This window comes from Actinoplanes regularis (assembly GCF_900188005.1).
Classification (GTDB): Bacteria; Actinomycetota; Actinomycetes; order Mycobacteriales; family Micromonosporaceae; genus Actinoplanes; species Actinoplanes regularis.
The window spans coordinates 294,142-318,359 of sequence record NZ_FZNR01000004.1 but is presented as its reverse complement, the minus strand read 5'-3'; the positions used below and the strand labels follow the sequence as shown (position 1 = coordinate 318,359).

Below are 24,218 nucleotides of genomic sequence, written 5' to 3'. Positions count from 1 at the left end.
GGCGCCGGGGCAAGCCGCCCGCTCATGCCGCCTGCCGGGAGATGCTCACGGCCCCGGCCAGGCGTTCGATCCCGGCCGGCAGCGGCCAGTCGTCGCGGCGCAGCTCGGCCAGGTTGCCGGCGGGCACCACCACCAGGTCCGGCGCACCACCGTCCAGGGCCTTCACCAGGACGCTCCAGGCCGCCTCCCACCGGTCCCGGTCGGCTTTCCGCCGGACCGCTTCGACGACCGCCTCCAGTACGGCCTGACGAAGGTCACCTCGTTCCGGAAGCTCCGCGGCGCCCGGGTCGGCGAGCAGCACCTCCGGGTCGGGCAGGTCCATCCGGTCCAGGGCGGCCAGCAGTTCGAGCCCGGGACCGTCCCCGACCACACCACGGACCAGCATGGACAGCACCTCGCGGGAGGTCCCCGCCGCGGTCGCGAAGGCGATCAGCCGTACCGCCATGTCCCAGGTCCGCGGGGACGGCCAGGCCCCGCCCCGCTTGGTCTCCGTCTTCGGTAGCTGGTGCACCAGCTTCGGCCGGGCGGCCAGCAGCTCGCACACGCCGCGCCGGGCATAGGTCACCGCGTCACCGAGCCGTCCCGGATCGAGCCGGGGCAGCGCGGCGCGCGGCCACGTCCCGCCGAGTCCGCGCACCACGACCTCGTGGTCGTGGATCCACTGCAGATGGACGAACCGGTTCGCGAGGGGCGCGCTCAGCTCCCAGCCGTCGGCGGCCGAGCCGCGCGGGTTGGCCGCCGCGACGATCCGGACGCCCGGCGGCAGGGTGAGCGCGCCGACCCGGCGCTCCAGGACGAGGCGGAGCAGGGCGGCCTGGACCGCGGGCGGCGCTGTGGAGAGCTCGTCGAGGAAGAGCAGACCGCGTCCGGAATTGGCCAGGCGTACGGCCCAGTCCGGCGGGGCCATCGGCACGCCGTGCACGGCCGGGTCGGCGCCGATCACCGGCAGCCCGGAGAAGTCGGTCGGTTCGTGGACGCTGGCGATGACGGTGGTCAGCGGCAGGTCGAGGGTCTCGGCGAGCTGGGTGAGGGCGGCCGTCTTGCCGATGCCGGGCTCGCCCCAGAGCAGCACCGGCAGGTCGGCGGCGACGGCCAGGGTGAGCGCTTCCAGCTGGGTGTCCGGTCGGGGTTCGGTGGTGGTGTCGGCGAGCAGGCGGAGCAGGTCAGCAGCGATGTCCAGGGTCATTTAGTCACCTTTGGGCGGCGTCGGGGCAGGGGAACGTTCTTGGGCGGGCAGTGGCCGGTCAGTCCGGCGCGGTACAGCCCGTACGTGAGGTGTCGTTGCTCGGTCCGGGCAAGCTCGTCGCGGAGCGGGCCGTCGCGGAGCACGGCGTCCGGTCCGAGCAGGTGCTCGACGGCGGCGAGGGCGCCGGGGAGGTCGCCGTGGTCGAGGCGGGCGCGGATGTCGGCGAGCGACTCCGGCCGGCGCAGGGCCCTGTCGATCATCTGGAGGCAGGGCAGCGGGGTGCCGCCGAAGGCCACCAGAATCTCTTCGCGGCGCAGTTCGCCGGGGTCGTGGTCCAGCGGGGAGAGAACGCCGTCGACCAGGCCGATGCGGTGCTGTTCGCCACGGCAGTCGACGACGCGGGGTACCGCAGCCGACGGGCCGCGCGTGACGGACGGGTGTCCGGGCGCGAGGGCGTCGGCGACCAGGGGATGCAGCTGACCGGGTTCGATCAGTCCGGCCCGGAGCAGTTCGAGGTCGGGCGGCACCCGGGTCGCCGCGTCCGGCAGCACCAGTGACTCCCGATCGCGGACCCCCTCGGTACGCAGCGGGCGGTATTCGCGGGAGCTCACCCGTACGAAAACCGGCTCCTCGGCCCGGCCCTCGGCGTGCCGCAGGAGGTCCGCCTCCGCCCGCCACCGATGGACGGCGAAGCCGTCCGGGTCAACCGGCCAGGTCTCCGCACCCGCGCGTTCGCGCAGTTCAGCCGCGTGGCGGGCGTCCCAGAGGTGGCGGTGCAGGTCGAGGCGGAAGCGGCGGTTCGGGCGCGGGTGCGGGTGCACCCCGCCCAGGCCGCCGTCCCACAGTGCGAGGGTGATCCGCTGGTCGGCGTCGGCCCAGTCCGGGGCGGTTCGGGCGACGAGGTGCAGGCGTGGCGTGTACCGGGCCAGCGAGACCGTCAGGCCCGGCCGCAACCGGCCGGTCGCCACCCGGGGCAGGTGCCAGCGCAGCAGGTCCGGGGCGAGATGGTGCAGGTCGGCACGGATCTCGGCGGCCTGCTCCCGGCCGTGGCGGCGGCCGATGGCGCGCGGGTTCAGCTCGGGATCCACCCGGGCCGCCACGCAGGCGCCGGCCCAGTCGCCGGCGAGCCGCCGGGCGGTCGCGGCTTCGATCATCGAGGGCGGCACGGCGAACTCGCGCACGTGTCGCCAGGTGACAAGACGGGGGTCGCCGTCCACCAGGGAGCGCATCAGCACTCACTTCGGGTGGACATTGCCCCCTTTCCGAGGTTCGAGGTCATCATCGGGAGGCAGCCTAGCGGTTCCGCGCCGACCCGGCATCCCCGATTTTCGTACCCGCGGTTCGCATCGGGTATCTAACGGACGACTGTGTTCACACGACAAGATGACGCATGACTATAGTTGGGGCGTGCCGCGATATCTCATGGGAGCAGGCGAAATCGCCAAACGGCTCGGGCTCAGCCGCCAGCGCGTCCAGCAACTCGCCGAGCGCGACGACTGGCCCGAGCCCTACGACGAGCTCGCCATGGGCCGGGTCTGGCTGATCGCCGACATCGAGGGCTGGATCCAGCGGCAACGCACCGGCCAGCAGCCCGGCGAGCCGCCGCCCGATGACTGAGGCGACGTCCAGGTGCACCCGGGCGGAAACCGCCGGCGCGTCGCCCGGGCAACGCGCACGGCACAGCCCGGTCGGTCAGCCTTTCACGGTCAGGATCGGTCGCAGTTCCGCGACCGGTCGGGCGACGTCGGCCCCGCGCAGGCTATCGACGACCGGGCCGACCTCCTTGTACGCCCACGGGGCCTCCTGCTTGAGGTCGCGGCGCCACGCCTCGATGATCTCTCGCCGGCCGGCCACCGCCGGGTCGCGGTGGTTGAGCGGCGTGACGACCCGGAACTCCCGCAGAAACGCGTCCAACTCCGCGTCGCCGCCGCGGGACGCGGCACCCCGTGGGATGCTGCGACCCGCGCCGTGGCAGGCGCTGCCGAGCGCTCGGGTGTTGCCGAGGCCGCGCAGCAGGTAGCTCGGCGCGCCCATGGAGCCCGGCACGATGACCGGTTCCCCGTACAGGTCCGGGGTCCGATGCTCGTGGTCGGTGACGCCGCCGGCCGGGGTGGCGCCCTTGCGGTGCACCACCGTGCCGTCCGCGCCCGGCCACAGCAGGTTGTGCGGGGCGTCGTAGATCAGCCGGGAGTCGAGGTCACCGGCGACGCCGGCGAGGCCGGCCCGCATCATCATCGCGAGGAAGAACCGGTTGCCGATGGCGAAGTTCGCCGCGTTCGCGAAGGCGGTCAGATAGCGTTCCCGGCCCGCCGCGGTGCGCTCGTCGAGCAGCATCGGCAGGATCCGGTTGGCCGGCAGCGGGACCGTGCGCGGCCAGGCGGCGCGAGCCTGATCGCGGCCCGTGGCGTTGGCCTGGTGGCCCAGCGAGAGCGAGCCACTGTGCACCATCAGCACCACGCGGCCGGGGGCGAGGCCCCACGCGTACGCGGCGGGACCGTCGTGAATGGCCGAGACGTACTGCAGTTCGGCGAAGTGATTACCGCCACCGACGCTGCCGATGATGCTGTCGTAGCTCGTCCCGCCACCGCTGGTGACCCAGTCCTGGAACGCGTCCGCGGAGGCGACCGGGTATCCGGCGGCGTGCAGCCGCGCACGGAGGTCGGTGGTGTCGTCCGGGCCGATCTGGCGCCACACGCCGTCGGCGTCGGCCGGCGGTCCTTCGGCGAGCAACCCGGGCAGCCCGTACCGGAGCAGGCCCTCCCGGTGTGCCGGGGTGAGGCCGATGCGGCGGCCGCCCTCGAAGAACAGGTGCCGCAGGCGCCGCTCCACGGCGTCCAGGTGCGGGCGCAGCCGGTCCACGCTCAGCGAGGTGACCTCCACCCGCATGCCGCAGTTGATGTCGTTGCCGACCGCTTGCGGGACCAGCGCGCCGACCGTCTGCAGCACCGTGCCGATCGGGATGCCCGCGCCCTTGTGGAAATCCGGGGTGCACACCACTCGCTCGAGGCGCGGCTCGAACTCCAGGCCCGGCGTCGCCGCAGCCAGGTCGCTGAGCGTACGGGCCGTCTCCAGCACGGTGAGCAGCTCGTCGATCGCCGCCGACTCGATCGGGACCTCGGGGCCGGCGCAGATCTCCACCGGCACGTCCACCGGGTTGGGCAGCGTGAGCCACGAGTCGTCGGTACGGACCAAACGCCGGTCTGCTCGCTTGGAGACGGGCAAGGAGAACACCTTTCGGGAGTCCTGGGAGGGAGTCGCCACGGGTGGATCGCCCTCGCGGCGAAGGTCACTCTAGGGACGCGGACCCCGACCGGCCATCGATTTCCGGGCCACCGGCCAGCCCAGGGCCGACGACGCCGCGCGCCCCTCAGATCGGTTTCCGGCCGCCGGCCAGCTCGGGGCCGACGACGCCGCGCGCCCGCCAGATCGGCTTCCGGCCGCCGGTCAGCCCGGGGCCGACGACGCCGCGCGCCCGCCAGATCGGTTTCCGGCCGCCGGTCAGCCCGGTCGGCGGCGCCGTGCGCCCGTCGCGCGGGGACGAGCCGGACCCGGGAGGGCGATGGCGGTGAAGCCGCCTGAAGCCGAGATCGACCGGGTGATTAACTGGCGCCATGGGGCTGTTCACGCTAGGGGAGGCACGGGCGGAGCTGGAGCGGCTGCGGCCCGTCCTCGAGGAGATCGTCCAGGTGCGGGCGGACATGGTGGAGCTGTCCGCGGCGCTGGTCCCGGGTGGTGAGCCGACCTCGCTGGGCGGTCTGCCGGAGCGGAAGGCGGCGGAGGCGCGCCTCAACGAGCTGATGACGTTCGTGCAGGAGTCCGGGGCGGAGCTGAAGGGCGTCGCGCCGCTGCTGGTCGACTTCCCGGCCGATCTCGACAACATGCCGGTGCTGTTGTGCTGGCTGGAAGGCGAGACCGAGCTGGGCTGGTATCACCGTCCGGACCTGGGGATCGCCGGGCGGCGCCGGCTTCCGCCGACGGTCTGACGATCGCTTCCGCTCTCCGCCGGCAGGTCGGTCCAGACTTGCTCATCTTGCGGCGAGGTCATCGGCTATGGAACCTCGGGCCGATGGCAGCGTCACCCCCATGACCGTCCCCGGGTCTGCGGGACGGAAGTGGGCCTGGCCACCATGTGCTCGGGCAAGCTGGTCGACGATCCACAAACCCAGGCCGACCGATTCGGCTACCCCATCGTCGCTCTGGAATCTTTGGAACAATCTGGTCCGGCGGTCCGATGGCACGCCTTTGCCGTGGTCGCGTACTTCGATGCGCACCCCTTCTTCGATCTCGTACGCATGCACGACAATCGGCGGACGGCCGTGGCGGACGGCGTTCGCGATCAGGTTGACCAGGATTTGCTGGAGCCGGTCGACATCTGCCAGTACGGTCAGACCAGGCGCCACCTGCACGGTCACCGGAGTGCCTACGAAGGCCGCCGCCTCCGTTGCGGCCTCCGCGAGTGGCACGGTTGCCAGGTCGAGCCGAAGTTCACCCTGAGCGTCGATTCGCGCCATGTCCATGAGCCCGGCGACCAGTCGGCTGATCCGCCCGACCTGTCGCAGCGTCCGACCGAGCAGATCGTCCAGGTCCGGCGGTAAGTCGGTCTCGGCCTTCACCGTCTCCACGGACAGCTGAATTATCGACAGGGGCGACCGTAGGTCATGGGCGAGCGTCGCGGCCAGGGCTGCTCGCCATCGCTCAGCCGCAGCGATTTGTTGGCGCGCGATCAGTTCGCGACTTACGTTTTTCGCCAGCGCGACGCCAACGAATATCGCGATTACCGCTGTGGTGAGAGCCTTCCACAACCCCGCGACAGGTTCGTTTATCAAGGCCAGCGATATCCCGTAGGAAGCCACGACCAAGGGGCTCGCGATGTAGACGAGCTTCACTGGAAAGTTCATGCCCAGCCAGGCCATTATCACCACGTAGTAGCCGCCTCCGGCAGAGGCGATCCCGTGGTAGGTGCCGTAGCTTTGAATGGCCAAGTGGGGAACCACCAGTAGAGCTGGTGTCAACGGATGCCAGCGATGCCAGGGCAGCCACAAGGCGAGCGCACTCATGACAAGACCGGCGATTATGATCGTAAAGTCTGCGCTTTTCCGAGGGCTGGCGAATATGACCACCAGGTTCATCAGGCATCCCGCGAGTGTCAGCGCGGCGGCCTGCCTGGTAGCCCGCTTCACATTGACCGTCGCGTAGCCCTGCCCGGCATCCATTGCACTTCGAGCTTACGCCGACGCTGGCCTGACACTGGGCTTAGCAGGCTGTATACCGGCGTCGTTGCCAGCGCTTCCCACTGGAAACATCTTGGCTGATACAGACGAAGAGCGGCCGGTGGGCGCCGCATATCCGGTAGTGTATAGCGGCTATTACGTGGGCGTAGGTTCGGACGGGTTACGGCCGGGCGTTTCAGAGCCCTACGATATCGCACGACCGATCTGGCCCATGAAGACCAGTAAGAGGATCATTTGCGGGCCGGTCTCAGCTGATGCTCAGAAAGCCGAATGCTGATCATGGCAAGCGTCGGCCGTGACAGCACGATCATTCTTCCCGTTGCGGCCGGTCGGATTCCGTTCCCCGTCAGGAAGCCAGAGCGACGCCCGCGGCGGCGTGGACCCTGTCGCGCCCGGCCGACTTCGCGGCGTAGAGCGCACCGTCGGCCCGCTCCAGCATCCGCTCATAGGACTCGACGCCGTCCCAGACCGCGTAGCCGATGCTGCACGTCTCCGTCCCGACCGTCGCCGTCCGCAGCCGATCCAGGATCTCCGCCGCCTCCGCGTCACCGCAGTCGGGCAGCGCGACGACGAACTCCTCACCACCCCAGCGGGCGATCAGGTCGCCGGTCCGGAGCTGTCCCCGGAACGCCGTGGCGACCGCCGTCAGCAGATCGTCCCCGGCGACATGACCGTGCGTGTCGTTGTACCGCTTGAAGTGGTCGAGGTCGGCGATCGCCACCGTCAGCGGCCGTCCGCTCGCCCGCGACGCGGCGAGCAGCTCCGCGACACCGGCCTGCCAGGCCCGGCGGTTGGAGAGACCGGTCAGCGTGTCCGTGTAGGCCATCTGCTCCAGGCGGCCGAGCAGCCGCTCGTGCTCGAGGGCGAGCGCCGTCTCGTCGGCGAGCAGCGCCACCGCGCGGGCCCGCAGGTCACTGACCGAGGTGATCCGCGTCTTCCAGCTGACCACCAGCAACGCGACCGACCCGCCGTCGGCGACCACCGGCTGCCACATCATCGACCTGCCGTCGACCAGCTTCAGCAGCGCCGTCGACACCCGTGGATCCTGGCCCGGATCGGCGAGGAAGACCGGCTGGCCGTCCAGGTAAACGTTCGCGATCATCGAGGTGCCGTTCAGGGGCACCCGGGTGCCCAGCACGTCGGCGCCCACCACACCGATGGCGACCAGATCGGTGCCGTCGGGTTCGAGCATGATGACGGTGTCCGCCTCGGCCAGCTCCCGGACCGCCTCGATGATGGTGCCTCGGGCGTCCTCGCCGGTGCGGATCCGCCGGGCGGCGGCCGAGACCGCGGCCAACAGCCGGTCCGACTCACGGACGGTACGTTCGGCGAGGTGCCGGTCGGTGACGTCGCTCAGGTGGATGAGGGTCCAGCGCCGGGTCTTGGCGCGGTCCAGGACACCCGCGCGCCCGACTGTCAGCCAGAACCAGCGGGTCGAGCCGTCCGGACGAACGTAGCGGATCTGGCGGCCGACCGTGTCGTCAGCGGCGGCCAGATCGACGTAGTCGTTGCTTTTCGCGCCGATCAGCTCCTCCGCGGGCCGCCCCGCCAGCTCGCAGAACGCCGGGTTGACCGCGACCAGCACGCCGTTCTCGTCGGCGATGCCGACACCGGCCGGCGACGCGTGGAAGAGGTTCTCGAAGCGGTCCATCCCCGCGGTGAGCTGGTCGCGGGCCATTTTCAGCTCGCGTTGGCGGCGCCGCAGCGCCTCGTGGAGGATGCAACCGAGCAGCCCGGCCATGACCAGCTGCCCGGCGTAGTGACTGAGCTCCGGCGTCCGCAGCCCGTCCTGCGCGATGACCGCCGCCGCCCAGCCGGCGCAGCCGAGCAGGTTGGCCCACATCGCGGTCTTGCGCGTGGTGACCGCCGCGCCGACGCCGACCAGGGTCAGCAGCAGTGCGGTGGTCTGGTTCAGCTGTCCGGTGATCGCGACCTGGGCAACGGCCTCCAGGATCGCCACGTAGCCCAGCTTCTCCCAGCGGGCGCTTCCGGTGCCGCCGCTGTTGCCCGTGCCCACGCTGCCCGAGCCGCCACGCCACAGGGCGCCCACGAACAGCAGGAATCCGGCCAGGCCGGCGAAAGCGGTCAGGATCACCCGCGCGGCACCGGTCAGCAAGGCCAGGTTCGCGATCATCAGCGCGATGTAGTACATGGCGAGGGCGCCACGACGCCATCGCGCGGCGGACGCGTCGTCCGGCCGCTCGGCGAACATGCCAGCCGGGCCACGGGCGCCGCTCGGGTCGTCCCGGTCAGTGCTCAACATTCCTCCCTCGCTGCCCAGGCTTGTCGGCTGCGGGCTGACCGAGTTGAGGAACGTGAACTGTAAGACCGTTACGGCCGGCCGCCCGGAACGCCCCCTCGCGCTCCGGGCGGCCGCCTCAGGCGCTCACCAGTGCGGCGACCGCGTCTGCGGTGGCCGGAAAGGCGGTGAGCAGGGCCGACCGACCGCTCGCCGGTACGGCCACGGCCGGCGCCCACTCCCCCGGACAGCCCAGCAGCTCGGCCACCGCGTCCGTGCTCGCGGGATGCGCGGCCAGCAGCGTGCCGGCCGGGCCGCCCGAGGGCTGACGCGCGCCGGTGGCGGTCGCCGTCGCCGGACGGCGGGCCAGCCACGGTGGCGTCCACGAGTCGATCGCGGCGAGGGTGCCGGGAAAGGTCCGCCCCGCTTCCCGGGTCAGCACCGGCACCAGCTCCGCCGCCTGCTGCCGCAGGGTGGTGATCAGCGTCGGCAGCCACGGGAGCAGCACCGGGTCCGGCAGCCGCCCGAAGGCCTTGGAGATCGTCTCCACCACGAACGGCGCCAGCCGCGGGACCGGTTCCAGAGCCTGCACGAATCCGCTCACGTACTGCGGGACCGCCGGCACCACCAGCGGGTTGCCGAGCAGCTCGTCCACCCGCAGCCGCAGGTCCGCCAGGGGCAGGTCCCCCAGCTGGTGCCGGGCCGCCCAAAGCAGCGCGACCTTGGCGGGCGACTCCGGGTGTGACTGGCGGACCGCGATCTCCAGCTGGGTCCGGTCGCAGCCGAGCGAGAGCGCCAGGCTCTCCATGCCGAACAGGAAGCCGAGCATCGCCCCGACCTGCCGGACCCCGGTCTCCTCGTCGACGAACGTGGTGGGCAGCAGGGTGCAGTAGTGCGCGTATCCCCCGGTCACGAACCGCTCGCACCAGGACGGCAGCACCGGCGTGGTGGCCCGGTAGTGCCCGAGCAGCCGCCGGATCCGCCGCAGCACCGCCGGTGCGTCGTCGACCGTGCGCTCGGCGGAGAGCAGCTCGACGGCCCGGGCGCCCAGCTCCTCGGTGAGCCGCGGGCTCTCCAGGAACAGCATCGAGTGCTCCACCGCCTTGAGGGCGCTGGCCGCGGTCGCCTTCGGGTCCCAGGCGTCGCGGCGCAGCCGCTGCTCCAGGACCTGCTCGACGGTGACCCCCTCGTAGCCCAGCTCGATGATGGTCCGCTGGTGGCGGCCCAGATCGAGGTCCCAGCTCTCCTGGATGTGCTTCTCGCCGAGCTTGCGGCTACCCATGATCGGGCGGACCGCCTGGTCGGGCAGCAGGTAGCGCAGCATCCACAGCAGCTGGGAGCAGGGCGCCAGCTCGGGGCGGGCGGCCAGGTCGAGCAGCGCGCGCTGGATGCTGCGCTGTTCGAGGTTGAGCCCGAGCGGGGCGAGCCGGTCGTACACGTCGCGGGCCAGGGGTGGCAACGCGTCGTAGCCGACCTGGCCGATGCGGTCGCCGCCGAGCAGGATCTCGCAGAGCCGCTTCACATCACGGCGCCCGGGCACCGTGTCCTTCTCGATGCAGGTGACCGCGGCGTCCTGGAAGTCGTACGGCGTCGGCCGGGTCCGCCCGCGCATCCCGGCGAGCAGTACGGAGGTCTCGAAGACCGCGATCGCGTCGGCGGTGCTGGCGAGGTATCCGTTGCGGCGGGCGAGCCGGACGATGTCGACGCACCAGCCCCGCAGCTCCTCCTCGTCCAGTCCGTCGAGCGTGGGTGGCCCGGCGAGGTATCCGGTGAGGTGGTCGGTGACCGGCCCGGTCGTGACGGACGGCGGCGGCAGTGCCCGCTTCGCCTTCTTCTTGCCGCCCTTCTGCCCGTCCAGCTGGAACGGCGTGAGCCGGAGCCGGCCGAGCTGCTTCTGCCAGGTGGCGGCCGCGATCGACACCGAACCCGGCGCGAGCCCGAACTGGGCCTCGATCGCCGAGTGGCTGGACGGGATCAGGCCGTAGAGCCAGGTCGTGCCGGTCCGCGGGGTGATCTCGAAGTCCGGGGTCCCCGGGGCGGAGCCCACCTCCGCGAGCCGGCTGGCCGCGTGGAAGGCACCGCAGATGTACAGGCAGTCGGCCGGGTCGGCGCCGGTGGCGGCGAGGTGCTCACGGATCCGGGTCCACATGTAGCGTTCGCGGTCCTCGTCACTGGCGTACCGCTTGCTGTCGTGCGGTGCCAGTCGCCGGAACAGACTGCCGATCATGGTCATGACCTGCCGGTACGTCTCATGATCGGCACCGGCCAGCGGCTGCTCGACGTACTGGTCCCACCACTCGGACCAATGCCGCACCTGCCCATGGTGCAGCAGGTGCTCCTCCAGCTCGGCGAAGCGGGGCCGCAGGTCGCCGATCTCCACCCCGACCGCGTCGCCGTGCAGGTCCTCCTCCGGCTCCGGCGTCTCGGCCGGTGACGACGGGTCGGGCTGCCACTGGAAGACGTGGTCGGTGGACCGGTCCACCAGGACGAGGGAGACCCCGGGCGTGTCCAGCGCGTACGAGATCGCCTGGTACTCCGCGGACGCCTCGGTGATCGGCGCGATCACCGAGAGCGGCGCCGACTCCTTCGGGAAGTCCATCAGCTCGGAGGCGAAGGCCTGCAGCGCCACCGGCAGCCGGCAGTTGTGTAGCTCGCTCAGCAGCGGTTGCAGGTCCTCGCAGAGCTCCAGGTAGATGACCTTGGGCTGCTTCTCCCGCAACCGCCGCAGCATGGCGAGCGCCGAGGCCGGCGAGTGGTGACAGACCGGGAAGATCTCCAGTGGTTCGCGCAGGGCGTGGTCGACGTCGTCGACGATCCCGGCGAGGATCTCCGGCAGCGCGGCCGGCCCGTCCGCGAGGGCCTCGGCGGCGCTCAGCAACTGCCCGCGGAGCGGGGCGAACGGGCTGGTCAAGACAGCGTCGCAATCGCCTGGCGGCCGCCCTCGAGGAACCCGGACCACGCGCCGCTCTGCTCCTTGCTGCGCGGCTCGACCACCCCGTGCCAGTACTTGTTGAGGATGGCCAGATCCTCCGGGCTGCGCCGGGCCAGCGAGCCGACCAGCGAACCGGCCAGGGCCTCCGCGGTCAGCTGGCTGGCGCCGAAGAAGTTGCTGTGCAGGATGGCGTCCTCCAGCACGCCGATCTGCTCGGCGGTGGAGAGCGCCGACTCGAGGCGCTCGTCGTCGCTGGTCGCCGACGCGGAGGCGGCGCGCAGGTCGGCGAAGCTCTGCAGGAGCACGTCGAGCAGGGTGGGCGGCACCTCAAGCTCGATGTTGTGCCGGCGCAGCAGCTCCTCGGTGCGGAACCGGACGATCTCCGCCTCGCTCTTCTTGTTCGTCACCACCGGGATGCGGACGAAGTTGAAGCGCCGCTTGAGCGCGGAGGAGAGGTCGTTGACGCCCCGGTCGCGGCTGTTGGCGGTGGCGATGATGCTGAAGCCGGGCTTGGCGAAGACGATGTTGTCGTCCTCCAGCTCGGGGATCGACACGTACTTCTCGGAGAGGATCGAGATCAGCGCGTCCTGCACGTCGCTGGTGGACCGGGTCAGCTCCTCGAAGCGGCCGATCACGCCGTTCTCCATCGCGGTCATGATCGGCGACGGGATCATCGAGGCGCGGGACTGGCCCTTGGCGATGACCATCGAGACGTTCCACGAGTACTTGATGTGGTCCTCGGTGGTGCCGGCGGTGCCCTGCACCACCAGGGTGGAGTTGCGGCTGATCGCGGCGGAGAGCAGCTCGGCGAGCCAGCTCTTGCCGGTGCCCGGGTCGCCGATCAGCAGCAGGCCGCGGTCGGAGGCGAGGGTGACGATGGCCCGCTCGACGAAGCTGCGGTCACCGAACCACTTCTGCGAGATCTCCCGGTCCAGGCCGTCGGCGCGCTCGGAGCCGAGGATGAACAGGCGCACCATCTTCGGGCTCAGCCGCCAGGAGAACGGCTTCGGGCTGTCGTCGACCGACTCCAGCCAGTCCAGCTCCTCGGCGAACTTGACCTCGGCGGGGGCGCGCAGCATGTCACTCATCAGGGGGTCTCCTAAAGAAATCAGACGAGGAAGTTCTTGAGCTCGGTGACGAGCTTCTTGATGTGGCCGGAGAGGACCGGGGTGCCCTGGTCCTTGAAGCGCTGCCGGAACCACGGGTTGACGCTCTGGTGGCCGCCGCTGCTGACCGAGCCGACCGGGATGAACTTGACCCCGGCGCGGTGGATGGCCTGCATGCCGTCCCAGACGGCCTGCTCCTGCCACTCGTAGAAGTCGGAGATCCAGACGACCACGGTGTTCCGCGGGTCGGCGATCTTGGGGCGGGCCAGGTCGAGCGCGACCGTGCCGTCGGTGCCGCCGCCGAGGTGGGTGTGCAGCAGCACCTCGAACGGATCGTGCACCCACGGGGTCAGGTCGAGCGCGCGGGTGTCGTACGCCACCAGGTGCACGTCGACCTTGGGCAGGCCGGCGAAGATCGAGGCGAGGATGGTGCAGTTGACCATCGCGTCGACCATCGACCCGGACTGGTCGACCACCACGATCAGCCGGGCCGGCTCGATCCGCTTCGCGGTCTGCTTGTAGTAGAGCCGGTCGACGTAGAGCCGCTCGTCCTCCGGGCTCCAGTTCGGCAGGTTCTTCCAGATCGTGCGGTCCAGGTCCAGGTTGCGGAAGATCCGTTTCGGGGGCACGGACCGGTCGATGGTGCCGGTGCTGGCCTGGGCGACCTGGGTGCGCAGCACCTCGGCCACCTCGTCGACGAACCTGCGGATCAGGGCCTTGGCGTTGGCCAGGGCGACACCGTCCAGGTTGTCCTTGTCCCGCAGCAGCTGCTCGATCAGGGACATGCTCGGGGTGAGCTGGCTGGCGAGGCGGTTGTCGGCGAGCACCTCGCGCAACCGCATCCGGCTGATCAGGTCGCCCTCGATCCCGGCCAGGGTCTGTCCGAGCCCGGGCGAGTTGCCGGCTGCGCGGCCGCGCAGCTGGCCGGGCTGGCAACCCATCGCGCGCTCGAACCAGCCGGCGTCGCTCTGCCAGCGCTGCAACTGCTCGGCGGTCACGCTGCCGGAGCCGGTCGCGAACACGTTGAGCAGCAGCTTGGAGGCGAGCGCGGCGCGGCGCACCTCGCCGTCACGGTCATCGCCCGGGTCGCTCATCAGGCCGTCGAACTCGGCTTCCAGCTGCGGGAACCGCTGCACCAGCGTGTCCACCGAGACGGCCGGGTCGAGCAGCGCGGCGGGCAGGCCGAGGTCGCCGACGATGGCCATGCTCCCCGACTCGAGGGTGGCCTGCTCCTCCGGGTCGAAGAGACGCGCGAGCAGCCGCCAGTAGAGGATCTGGCGCTGGGTCTCCGAGGATGAGGTGCTCATTTCCGCAGCAGCCTTCCCGCGCGCTCGCGCAGCACGTCGACCGCCGTGCCCGCGGCCGCCTCCGCCTTCGCGGCCTTGGCCTCGGTCGGGCCCAGCGCCCAGTCCCCGGTGTGCGCCGCGACCGGCTTCTTCCGCACCACCGCCTGCACGGCGAGCGGCTGCAGCAGCCATCGCCCGTCCCACCGGAGCAGCCCCAGGCAGGCCGTCGAGCTTCCGACCAGCGCGGGCGTGAGCGGGCCGGCGGCGGGCAGCCGGTCCAGGTCGAGCGCCACGCTCACCCCGCCGCCGAGGTCGAACGCGTTCTCGGCGTGCCCGTAGCCCTCCAGCAGCACCGGCTCGGCGAGAGCGCCGGGGTGCCGGTCGAGCGGCGCGGCCGGCAGCGCCGTGGCGGAACCGAGCCGCACCCGGGCCGCCGCGAACGGATCGGCCGGCTCGCCGGCCGCGGCCCGCGACTCGTCCCAGATCAGGTCGCCGGCGGGGGTGAGCCCCATCCCGGACACCTCGACCGTGCGGTGCTCGGCCACGACGCCCCGGAAGATCGGGAACGCGCTGAGCATCCGCCACGCCGACGGCCCGCTGATCGTGTCCACTTTGGCGGCGGCGACGCTGGTGCGGACCAGCCGGACGGTCCCGTCGGGCGTCTCCAGCAGCCCGTGCGCCTGCGCCTGGAACACCGTCGGGTGCTCGTGCAGGTCGACACCGAGAAGGACCAGCCGCCCGTCGATCGGCGTGGCCTCGAAGTGCGGGTAGCCGTCCTGGGACAGCAGCAGGGCCCGGGTCCACAGGTCGGCCCAGCGGCGCACCGGGATCCGCGGCAGCGTGGCGACCGGCGCCGTGGCCTTCAGTTCGGCGGCGAACCCGTCGAGCAGCACCGCGAGGCGGCGTGTGCCCGGTGCGGCCAGCAGCGACTGGACCGCCTGCGCGGCGCCGCCGGCGAGCTCGTGGTCGACGCCCCGCCAGCCGGCGATCGCCAGCTCCCGCAGCCAGGAGCGACCACCCGCGAGCAGATGACCATTGTCGGACACGACGGGTGAGTCGGACCAGGCCGCACGGGACCGGCCGAGCGCCGCGTCGAGGCTCACCCGCAGGGCGTCGTGGGCGGCGCCGAGCAGAGCGGCCCGGGCCCCGGCGAGGACGACCAGGTGTTCGTCGGTCACGGTCCCCGCGATGATCTTTCCGATCGTGTCGGCGATCCGGTCGGCCAGCGGCGACCCGCCGAAGGCCGCGGCGAACGACTCGAGGACGGTGGCCCGGTCCTCGTCGATCCGGGCCAGGCCCTGCACGAGCGCGTCGTCCAGACCGTCGACCAGGGTGAGCGCCTCGGCGAAGCCGTCCGGCGTGGAGTTGAGGGCGTCGGCGAGCATCAGCGCACCGCCCCGGCGGCCGGGAACCACTGCAGCTCGGGCAGCGGGTCGGTGGCCGGCGCGACCTCCAGGTAGGAGAGGTGGCGCAGGAAGCTGGCGAACACCTCGGCCGCCCGGTTGGGCGCGGTGGTGGTGTGCAGGCCGGACCAGAGGTCGTCACCCCCGTCGGCGAGATCGGCCTTCAGGTAACGCGCGACCCGGGCCAGACCGTACTGCGCGACGGCGGCGTCGGCGAGCGCGCGCAGGTGGTTGCAGGCCCAGGAGCCGCCGGAGAGGCCACCGCACGGGCGGTTGTTGTTGGTGTTGCAGCTCAGCCCGTGATCACCCGCCGTGATCGACGAGACGTAGACCCGCTCGATGTCGGAACCGCTGGACACCACCCCCTGAAGGCGCCCGTCGGCCAGCTCCACGAACGGCACCTTGGCCAGTTTTCGCGGCCCCACCGGCGCGATGACGGGTGCTGAGCCGCGCCGTTCGAAGTCGGCGCCATCCGTTGTCACAACCAGTCCCTCCCTCAGGATCAAGTGGAGGTATTTGTATCGGAGCGGTATGACAAAAACTTGCCCGGGTCCGCCGACGCGGCCGGCGAAAACGGCGTAGACAGTGGTCAGAGGCCTGAAAATCGGATTCCGGCGGCGGTCAGCCGCTCCGGGACGGCATGCCGGCCGGCCGCTGCCACGATCCGGTCCGGGCGGATCAGGAGGGCCTCGGGCGTACCGGAGCCGACCAGTGCGAACCCGTCGCCGAGCCGCGGGTCCAGCGCGGGCGGGCAGAGCCGGCCGCCGCCGGGACCGACCAGCGGGCCGCGGCGCAGGGCCGGCCAGGCGACGGTCGTCGCCCGGCGCTCCACTCCCGGCAGTCTGGTGACGGTCCGTAGCAGCGATCGGCGCAGCGGCGCGGTGCGCCGGCTGCCGCCGGTCATCACCCAGCCGATCAGCATCGCCATCCGGATCATGGCTTTCGCGTACGGCCTCCGCTCCGTCTCGTACGTCGTCAGCAGCCGATCCTCCGCCCGCCCGTCCAGCACCATCGCGAGTTTCCACGTCAGATTGGCCGCGTCCCGGATCCCCGCGCACATCCCCTGCCCGATGAAGGGCGGGGTCAGATGTGCCGCGTCGCCGAGCAGGAACACCCTGCGGTCGCGCCACCGGTCGGCGACGGCTCCACGGAACGTGTACGGTGCCTGCCGCAGGATCGTCAGCGCACCGGGATCGGTCCCGCCGAGCCACGGCCGGATCCGCGCCCGGACATCGAGCGGGTCACCGCCGTGCAGGCGGAACTCCCACCGGTACCGCCCCGGCGTGACCATCATGAACGTCGCCGCCCGGGTGTGGTCGCAGACCTGCTGCACGCCGTCATAGGCCGCCAGTGGCTCCGGTGAGACCGCGTCCACGACCAGCCACCGCTGCTCGGACCCCAGCTCCTCCCACCCGGCGCCCAGCGCGGCCCGGACCACGCTGTTCGCCCCGTCGCAGCCGAGCACCGCGTCCGCCCGCACCTCCCCCTCGGCACCCGACACCACTGATCGATAGCGGACACTCACCGGTCCCGACGGCGGCTGCGCGACGTCGTACACCTCAATCCCGCCGCGGATCGTGGCCCGCGGCAGTCTTCCCAGCCTGTCGCGAAGCAGGCGTTCCAGATCGGGTTGGTCGAACATGTTGGCCTGCGGGAATCCGTGCGGCCCCAGCGGATCACGGGTGAACTCGGCGAGCACCCGCAGCCGCCGGTCGACCAGCCGCATCCCCGGCGCGGGCCGGGAGATCTCCCGCAGCCCGCCGGCCAGCCCGAGACCGGCGAGGATCCGGAACACCTCGTCGTCGAAGTGGACCGCGCGCGGCAGCGGGTACGGCTCCACGAACCGCTCCAGGACCAGGCACTCGACGCCGCGCCGGGCCAGCATGATCGCGGCCGTGAGGCCGGTCGGACCGGCCCCGACGATCACCACCGGCACATGTTCCACTACGACAGAATGCGCAGAAGGAGCAGCGATCCGCCGGCCAGAAGCACTCCGAACAGGCCGAACCCCACGATCAGGCGGCGGCCCAGCCCGAGGTCGTCGATCCGCGCGGCGATCGCCTCGGCCCGGGTACGCGTGGTGAAGTAGCTCGGGACCAGCCCGTCGGCGGTGGCCCGGCCCAGCGCGAACACCTCGACCCCGCGCGGCAGGCGCACCTCGGTCAGTTCCAGAGTCTCGCTTCTGCGCAGTCCCTCGACGATGTCCGGCGGAACCACGGCGGGCAGCGGCACCGGATCCGACCGGCGATAGACGATCCGGGTCGACTCGGTGGCGGCCGGATCGCTGTGCAGCGGCTGTTCCAGCCGCCCCGGATCGACCGGCACCCGGCCGCTGGAGTCCGTGATCGCCGGACGGCCCGGTGCGGTGATGTCGAGCAGGACGTCGTGGCTGTCATCGGACGAGCGCCGGCTGGGCTCACGCAGCAGACGGACGTGGTACCAGGCGCAGTCGGCACCGCTGACCGGACCGGTCTGCCGGCCGGCGGGTCCGAACTCGGTGCGGGCCTCGACGGCCACCCGGCCCCGGCCCCACGAGGCGATCGGCACCGGCCGGACCCGGCGCAGGGTGCGCAGCTCGCGGTGGTTGCCGAGATGCAGCAGGACGAAGATGGCGGCGCCGCCGACGAGCAGCGCACTGAGACAGAGACCGATCGTTGCGACCGTGACCACCCGGTCAACATAGAGCGACGGGGCAACCGGCGGATCCATCGATCGAACCCGAAATCACAACCGGCCGGCGTTAAATCGGTTGCGGCCGATCGGGACGGCCGATAGAACGGTGCGACCCGACGAGAAGGGAGGACGAGCAGATGTACGCCATGCACAGCCGCCCGTGTCCTCCAGGACACGGCGCCTCCTGAAAAGGGAACGCTTTGACCCAGCACCACCCCGGCCTCACCGTCCGCCCGATCAGCGGACCGGCTGAGGCAGACCTGTTCAACACCCTTTCCAACCCGCTCAACGACGAGGTCGCCGCCGACCTCGAGCAACTGCGCCGCCGCCCGGAGTGGCTGTGGATCGCGCTGCGCGACGAACGCGTGGTGGCCCGCGCCGGCTGGTGGTCGCGACCCGGCGACGCGGACCCGCTGCTCCTGGACATCTTCGACACGACCTCGCCCGCGGACGGTCGCCTGTTGCTGGAGACGGCCCTGGCGGCGGTCGTACCGGAAGGATCGTCGCCGCCGGACTACATCCGCTTCCTGCCGCCGGACTGGCGGGAACGCGAGGACGTCCGCCGGGACGCCGAGGCGCGCTTCGCCCTCGTCGAACAGGCCGGAGCCAAGCTGTTCGTGGAACGGTTGCGGCTCGAATGGCTTCCCGGTACGCCGGTGGGCGAGGTGCCCGCACGGCTGGAGTTCCGCCCGCCCCACGACGCCGACGAGCTGATCGGTCTCATGGCTCTAGTGCTCGACGGGACGCTCGACGCGTACAGCCGGGACGAACTGACCCGGATGACCCCGCGCGCGGCCGCCGAGTACCAGTACCGCGAGGAGTTGGAGAGCTACCGCAGCCCGCACGACTGGTGGCGGATCGCGACACTGCCCGGCGGCGAGCCGGTCGGCTTCGTCATCCCGGCGCACAACGGCTACAACCCGATCATCGCGTACATCGGGGTGCTCCCGGCCCACCGCGGCCACGGCCACATCGACGGGATCCTGGCCGCCGGCACAGCGGTCCTCGCCGCTCAGGACGTGCCCCGGATCCGGGCCTCGACCGACGTCGGCAACGCGCCGATGGCCGCCGCCTTCGCCCGGGCCGGTTATCGCGTCTTCGAACGCCAGGTCAACTTCACCTGGTCCTGACCGATCCTGATCATCGACGGCGCCACCGCGGTGGCGCCGTCGGGCCCTTTCGGGTGGCTGGAGGCGGCTGTCGCGAGCAGAGTTCGTCGCGTCCTCGTCCTGGGCGTGGTGCCGATCCCGGACCTGACGGACTACTGGGCACCCCTGCTCTCGGGCCCCGCCATGGCAGCTGCGGCATCTGTCGCGCGTGAGGCTCTTCGGCAGAGAGGCGAGACGAAACGCGAAGAACTCCGGCAGAACGGCGAAACAGCACGAACGGCCTTGACCGGCGAACTGCCGAAGACAAAAGCGATCGAGCCGCCCAGCGATGAAGAGAAAAGCTAGGGATCCCCGGTACTCAACCGATGACGGTCCAGGTCGGATCGAGGTCGACCAGGTCACCGGTGACATCGTCGAGATCGGCTGCGAGCCCCGCCTTCTCGTACCGCTGACCGAAGCGTTCGTCCAGGTAGAGCTGGTGATCGTCAGCCGTTCGCCAGCCTGACAGGACCAGGCACTCCGACTCGCCGTTCTGCGCGAAGACACCGCCGCACATGCCGGGTGCTCCCGCCATCCCAGGGTTCCAGAGCTCTGCCTGGGTCTGGATGAAATGGGCCGCGCGACCCTGCCGCACGTGGCAGTGCGCGAGCCGCAGCAGCGAAACCGCGGGCAGGCCGGCAAGTAGGCCGGAACCGATGACAAGTCTCTGATCCAGGACGCGTACCCGAACCTCCTCGAAGGTTCCGGCCTGAGCGGCGGCGAGGCGGTCGTGCGTGCCGTTCAGGAACTCCTCATGGCTGGAGCGGCTGCTCCAGAACCCGAAGATCTGCGCGACACCGGCTGTCCTCCTGCTCCAGCCACCGCACTGGCCGAGGAATCCAGGAACGCCACGAAGGCCGGCCCACGCTTGCTGACCGAGGTCGAAGGCCGCGCGGTCCGTCGCCCAGCACGTGATCCACTTGACTGTCACGGAAGGACGGTAGTCGAGACAGTCACCACGATCGCCGCCGCTGCGGGCCGCGCCCTGATCCGAGGCTGATCATCGCCGTACCGTGCAGGAGGTGGTGGTTCTGGCGGCCGGATCGCTCTCCGACCCGATCGTGATCGCCACCTTCGAGGCGCGGTCGACATAGACCTCCACCGAGGAGGTCCGGCCGCCGGGCACGGCGACGACCGTACGCGGCAAGGTCGCACCCGGCGCCGAGACGCGCAGGACATCGTCCCCACGGCCCGTGTTGCGCACCGGGATCGTGCATCGCGCCCAGCCGGACCGGTCGAGGCGGGCGGACGCCGGGTGCGCCTTGACCCCGCGGGCGGACGGCCCGGCCCCGTCGAGGGAGCGCACCGCCACCTGGTAGGACAACACCCCGTCCCGGTCCCGCTGCCGGTCGAGCACGTAGAAGTGCAGCCGGTTGGCCGTGTCCACGTACTCGAACTCGCTGCCCGACCCGGTCCCGGCGTGGAACAGCGCGTCGGACAGTTGCCGGTAGTCGCCGATGGTCATCTTCTGCGGGGTGCCGTCCGGCAGCACGAAGTCGACCTTGTCGATATCCTGTGGATTGGCGTCGACGGTCCAGATGAACGGCGCGTTGTCCGCGTTCTTGGTCTTGGCCAGCAGCACCCCGGAGTCGGGTGTGAACGAGTCGAAGCCCATCCGGTCGACCACCTCGAGGGTGTAGTTGTCGTACCCGCCACCGTCGCAGTACGGATCCGTCGCGGGATCGCAGGCGGCCGTGCGGTCGCCGCCGTCCAGGGTCACGTTGATCCCGGCCAGCCGCCGCCCGCCGGGATCCACCTCGCGCGCCGTCACCCGGGTCACCACGACTCCGGAGCCGGCCAGCGCGTCACGGGACAGCTTCAGCACCGCGGCGTCGTCGACGATGCCGAGCTTCAGCTTGTTGCGCAGCATGTGTTGCGCGCCCATGGACGATCCCCCGGTGCCCGGAATGAGCCACCGGCTGTGCGGGCCACCGGGCCCGTTGAACGTGCCCCGGCTCAGCATCTCCCACGGCCCGCTGTAGTCGCGGCGGGCCGGGATGCCATACGGATTGTTGTAGTTGTCGCCGACGCCGAGAATGTGGCTGAACTCGTGCGCGTACGTCGACATGCCCGAACTCTCCGCCTGCAGCGAACTGCCCCGGGCGGCGTTCGGCCAGATGTTCGACGAGGCTTGCCAGGAGGTCCAATCGACGTAGCGGGTCGCGTTCCAATTCGGCAGTGCCACGTCCGGCGGCCCGAACTCGTCGGAGACGTCGTCCTTGGAGGCGAACTTCATCTGCCCGAACTCCTGCCAGGTCGACGATTCGTCCTGCCCCGCGGAGAGGAAGAAGACGAAATCGTAGGAGGCCGCCTCTTCGGCACCGACCGCTGCGATCCAGGAGGCTTGCGCGTCGGTACGAAGGTCGCGCCCGCACCGGTCGCCGGCGGGGCAGCCCATCCCGCGCTGCATCGAGTTCTCGATCCCGTACTCGTGACTCTCGGCGGGCATCTGGTAGACACCGAACGCGCTCAACTCGATGCCGAACCGGCCGTTCGAATCCTCCATCCAGTACTCGTGAATGGTGTGACCGCGGTTGAGCGCCCCAGGCTTGTTGAGAAAGTCCCGATAGAACGCCGGAACATCATCACGAGCCAGATTCTGTACGCCGGACGGGTTGCCGTAGATGGTGGAGTTCGCCGGCTGGGTGACCACGAACGGCTGGTTCGGAAAGTCGACCAGCACGAGCGCGCCGTTGAAGTTCCGCTCCGTCCCGCGCACCGCCGGGTCCGCCCAGTTCGTCCCGGGTACCTTGGTGTAGTCCGACCAGGTCATCGTGTCCGGCAATTCGTACCGTTGCGGATCGATCGGCTGCGGCCCGCCGCCCGGCCGGGCCAGCGCGGCCGCCTCGTTCACCTGCCACGGCTGGGTTTGCGGCCAGTGCCGGGCCCGCCACGGCGTCTCCGGATCGACCTCCCCGGGTGGCGCGGCGCCGGCCGGCGTCACGGCGAGCCCACCGGCCACCATCAACAACACAGTGGACATGACCGAGCCCAGACCCCGCGCCGTCAACATCCCGCCATCCTGACAGCAGAATTGACACTTATCAATCAGTGGACGGCTCGCTGAGCCGGTTGCTTCGGTCCTTCGCTTCCAGCCACCTGCTGCCCGGCGCAGGGCAAGATGGCATATGCGGAACCGCGCCGCCCGGTGGCGTGCTCAGGCCGGCGTTCGAGCCTTCGCTCCATCCGGTTTCATCAGCCGAGCCATCGGCTATTCGGAGACATCGCGGTCGCGATAAACGCGGGGAAGGCGTTCGCGTGGCGTCCCTGCGATGACACGGTTGCGTCCTTCGCGTTTGGCGGCGTAGAGGTTGCGGTCGGCGGTGGCCAGCACGGCGGACTGGCTGGGGGGCGAGGTTTCGCTGATTCCGGCTACGCCGACGCTGATGGTGACGGGCAGGTCGCCGATGATGTCGTGCCAGTGGTGGGCGCTGATGTCCTGCCGCAGGCGGTCGAGTGCGCCGGTCGCGACAGGAACCGGGGTGGCGGGTAGCACCAGGAGGAACTCTTCACCGCCGAGGCGGGCGACGAATCCGTGCGGTACGGCTGCCGCCAGACCCGTTTCCAGTAGTTTCGCGATTCTCACGAGGACCTGGTCGCCGGTGTCGTGCGACAGCATGTCGTTGATTCGCTTGAAGTGGTCGATGTCGGCGACCGCCACGCTGAGGCGAGGGTCTCTTGCGATCAAGACGGGCAGTTCCTCGTCGACGAAGCGGCGGTTCCGTAGCCCGGTGAGCGGGTCGCGGCGGGCCTGTTCGCGGAACCGTTCGGCCTGTTCGCGGGCTTCCGTGGTCTCGAGCATCGCCTGGCGGGCCTGCGCCTGCGCCTCGCGTTCCTGCGAGCGCAGGCTTTCGCGAGCCGCGATGAACGTCTTCAGTTCGGTGAACGCCGAGGCGTGGTCGCCGCGGGCCGCGTACAGGTTGGCCTGTTCCTCGTGCACCTGGACCAGAATGGCGGGTAGTTCGAGTTCGATGCACAGCTCACGGCAGGCGTCCAAGCTCTCCTGGGCCCCGACGACGTCGCCGAGACCCCGCTGGGCACGGGCCAAGGTGAGCCGATAGCTGGCCAGGTCGGCGACGTGCTCGACGAATCCGGCCGCGTACCGGGCGATACAGGTCAGCATCGTCTGCTCGGCCGCGGCGAACTCGCCGCCGGCGACTTGGACCTCCCCCACCGTGTGCAGGGTCGGGGGATCAAGCTCGAGGCCGTGTGTTTCAGCGTGCCCGATCATCCGATCGATGACCTCGCGGGCCTGGGCTACGTCGCCGCTCTCGAACTCGTAGTAGGCCCAGTTGTTGAGCAGGATCCGCAGCAGTTCCCATTGCTGCCTCCGCTTGGCCAGATCCTCGGCCTGCCGGTAACGCAGCCGCGCCGAGTCCATCTCGCCTGTCTCGGCCAGCGCGTCGGCCAGCCTGGCGCGATGCCAGATCTGCATGAAGTGGGTGGCGGTCTCGTCCAGCAATTCGACCGCGCTCAGCGAGTGCTCCAGACGCTTGGCCGCGTCACCGGAGTATTGATGTACGGACGCGGCCGCCGCGTGGGTGCGAGATTCCAGCAGGCGGTCGCCGTGCTCGGCGGCCCATTGCTGGATGGCGTAGATTTCCCGGGCGGCGGCCGTGATCTCTCCGGTCCGCACGTTCATGCGCGCCCGGCAGAGGCGGGCGCGCATGACAAGACCCTCGTCGCCCGACAGCGTGGCCTGTCGTTCCAGGTCGACCGCGGCAGCGAGGGCGGCCGTGGCGTCGGAGACGAACTGCTCCTCCATCGCCAGCAGGGCTGCCGACAACTCTTCTGCACCCAGCACGCTACCGTCCATCAGCCCACTCCCGCCCGTACCTACCGCCTTCCATCGGCCCCGGGCGCCGCCCCCTTAGCATCTCGATGGCTGCACCGCCATCGACATGCGGCTCTGTTCAACCGGCGTGCTGCGGCGGCGCGTCGGGGACGGCCGCCGCGCCGAGGCCGGGTCGCTTCCGTCGTCGGCGAAGGCCGCACCGTCCGTCAGCCTGTTCCG

At 70.8% G+C, this 24,218-nt stretch carries 19 protein-coding genes; 3 read left to right on the top strand and 16 right to left on the bottom strand.

Annotated elements, in window-relative coordinates; translation table 11 throughout:
* Window positions 1–22: 22 nt before the first annotated feature.
* Together CHC09_RS13830 and CHC09_RS13825 are read right to left on the bottom strand one after the other, a co-directional pair.
* The gene (locus tag CHC09_RS13830; RefSeq protein WP_089293467.1) at window positions 23–1,186 is read right to left on the bottom strand and encodes an AAA family ATPase; all 1,164 of its coding nucleotides are present in this window, start codon (window positions 1,184–1,186) and stop codon (window positions 23–25) included.
* Window positions 1,183–2,415: a hypothetical protein gene (locus tag CHC09_RS13825; RefSeq protein ID WP_089293694.1), complete on the bottom strand. Its 1,233-nt coding sequence runs from the start codon at window positions 2,413–2,415 to the stop codon at window positions 1,183–1,185. The genes CHC09_RS13830 and CHC09_RS13825 overlap by 4 nt, the downstream gene beginning before the upstream one ends.
* 178 nt (window positions 2,416–2,593) lie before the next feature.
* Between CHC09_RS13825 and CHC09_RS13820 the strand changes: the two genes are divergently transcribed.
* Window positions 2,594–2,803, top strand: a complete 210-nt coding sequence (locus tag CHC09_RS13820; RefSeq protein WP_373871898.1) for a helix-turn-helix transcriptional regulator — start codon at window positions 2,594–2,596, stop codon at window positions 2,801–2,803.
* Between the two features lie 75 nt (window positions 2,804–2,878).
* On the opposite strand, the gene CHC09_RS13815 is transcribed toward CHC09_RS13820, so the two are convergent.
* Together CHC09_RS13815 and CHC09_RS13810 are read right to left on the bottom strand one after the other, a co-directional pair.
* Window positions 2,879–4,408 (bottom strand): RtcB family protein, encoded by a 1,530-nt coding sequence (locus CHC09_RS13815; RefSeq protein ID WP_179277082.1) that lies wholly within the window; start codon window positions 4,406–4,408, stop codon window positions 2,879–2,881.
* Between the two features lie 145 nt (window positions 4,409–4,553).
* Window positions 4,554–4,799, bottom strand: a complete 246-nt coding sequence (locus CHC09_RS13810; RefSeq protein ID WP_089293464.1) for a hypothetical protein — start codon at window positions 4,797–4,799, stop codon at window positions 4,554–4,556.
* Between CHC09_RS13810 and CHC09_RS13805 the strand changes: the two genes are divergently transcribed.
* On the top strand, window positions 4,798–5,169 hold the full coding sequence (locus tag CHC09_RS13805) for a DUF2203 domain-containing protein (protein ID WP_089293463.1): 372 nt from the start codon (window positions 4,798–4,800) through the stop codon (window positions 5,167–5,169). The genes CHC09_RS13810 and CHC09_RS13805 overlap by 2 nt on opposite strands.
* Before the next feature lie 42 nt (window positions 5,170–5,211).
* Here CHC09_RS13805 and CHC09_RS13800 read toward each other — a convergent pair whose 3' ends face one another.
* The 9 genes from CHC09_RS13800 to CHC09_RS13760 form a co-directional block, all read right to left on the bottom strand.
* Window positions 5,212–6,399 carry a sensor histidine kinase gene (locus tag CHC09_RS13800; protein WP_089293462.1) on the bottom strand — a complete coding sequence of 396 codons (1,188 nt, stop codon included), beginning with the start codon at window positions 6,397–6,399 and terminating at the stop codon, window positions 5,212–5,214.
* Between the two features lie 364 nt (window positions 6,400–6,763).
* On the bottom strand, window positions 6,764–8,677 hold the full coding sequence (locus CHC09_RS13795; RefSeq protein WP_239138308.1) for a sensor domain-containing diguanylate cyclase: 1,914 nt from the start codon (window positions 8,675–8,677) through the stop codon (window positions 6,764–6,766).
* A 118-nt stretch (window positions 8,678–8,795) separates the two neighbouring features.
* Window positions 8,796–11,567 carry a DUF5682 family protein gene (locus CHC09_RS13790; RefSeq protein ID WP_089293460.1) on the bottom strand — a complete coding sequence of 924 codons (2,772 nt, stop codon included), beginning with the start codon at window positions 11,565–11,567 and terminating at the stop codon, window positions 8,796–8,798.
* The gene (locus CHC09_RS13785) at window positions 11,564–12,676 is read right to left on the bottom strand and encodes an ATP-binding protein (RefSeq protein WP_089293459.1); all 1,113 of its coding nucleotides are present in this window, start codon (window positions 12,674–12,676) and stop codon (window positions 11,564–11,566) included. Before CHC09_RS13785 ends, CHC09_RS13790 begins: the two co-directional genes overlap by 4 nt.
* A 20-nt stretch (window positions 12,677–12,696) precedes the next feature.
* The gene (locus CHC09_RS13780; protein WP_089293458.1) at window positions 12,697–14,001 is read right to left on the bottom strand and encodes a vWA domain-containing protein; all 1,305 of its coding nucleotides are present in this window, start codon (window positions 13,999–14,001) and stop codon (window positions 12,697–12,699) included.
* Window positions 13,998–15,365: a hypothetical protein gene (locus CHC09_RS13775; RefSeq protein WP_089293693.1), complete on the bottom strand. Its 1,368-nt coding sequence runs from the start codon at window positions 15,363–15,365 to the stop codon at window positions 13,998–14,000. The genes CHC09_RS13780 and CHC09_RS13775 overlap by 4 nt, the downstream gene beginning before the upstream one ends.
* Window positions 15,365–15,865, bottom strand: a complete 501-nt coding sequence (locus CHC09_RS13770; RefSeq protein ID WP_089293457.1) for a hypothetical protein — start codon at window positions 15,863–15,865, stop codon at window positions 15,365–15,367. Before CHC09_RS13770 ends, CHC09_RS13775 begins: the two co-directional genes overlap by 1 nt.
* A gap of 107 nt (window positions 15,866–15,972) precedes the next feature.
* Window positions 15,973–17,328 carry a bifunctional 3-(3-hydroxy-phenyl)propionate/3-hydroxycinnamic acid hydroxylase gene (locus CHC09_RS13765; protein ID WP_089293456.1) on the bottom strand — a complete coding sequence of 452 codons (1,356 nt, stop codon included), beginning with the start codon at window positions 17,326–17,328 and terminating at the stop codon, window positions 15,973–15,975.
* Window positions 17,328–18,053 (bottom strand): hypothetical protein, encoded by a 726-nt coding sequence (locus CHC09_RS13760; RefSeq protein ID WP_089293455.1) that lies wholly within the window; start codon window positions 18,051–18,053, stop codon window positions 17,328–17,330. The genes CHC09_RS13765 and CHC09_RS13760 overlap by 1 nt, the downstream gene beginning before the upstream one ends.
* 203 nt (window positions 18,054–18,256) lie before the next feature.
* Between CHC09_RS13760 and CHC09_RS13755 the strand changes: the two genes are divergently transcribed.
* A complete protein-coding gene (locus CHC09_RS13755) occupies window positions 18,257–19,186 on the top strand; it encodes a GNAT family N-acetyltransferase (RefSeq protein ID WP_089293454.1) in 930 nt (309 codons plus the stop codon).
* Between the two features lie 337 nt (window positions 19,187–19,523).
* On the opposite strand, the gene CHC09_RS13750 is transcribed toward CHC09_RS13755, so the two are convergent.
* From CHC09_RS13750 to CHC09_RS13740, 3 genes are all read right to left on the bottom strand, one after another.
* Window positions 19,524–20,135: a DUF4937 domain-containing protein gene (locus CHC09_RS13750; protein ID WP_089293453.1), complete on the bottom strand. Its 612-nt coding sequence runs from the start codon at window positions 20,133–20,135 to the stop codon at window positions 19,524–19,526.
* Window positions 20,136–20,204: 69 nt separating this feature from the next.
* Window positions 20,205–22,217: a M6 family metalloprotease domain-containing protein gene (locus tag CHC09_RS13745; protein ID WP_089293452.1), complete on the bottom strand. Its 2,013-nt coding sequence runs from the start codon at window positions 22,215–22,217 to the stop codon at window positions 20,205–20,207.
* A 198-nt stretch (window positions 22,218–22,415) separates the two neighbouring features.
* A complete protein-coding gene (locus tag CHC09_RS13740) occupies window positions 22,416–24,020 on the bottom strand; it encodes a tetratricopeptide repeat-containing diguanylate cyclase (RefSeq protein ID WP_089293451.1) in 1,605 nt (534 codons plus the stop codon).
* Between the last annotated feature and the right edge of the window lie 198 nt (window positions 24,021–24,218).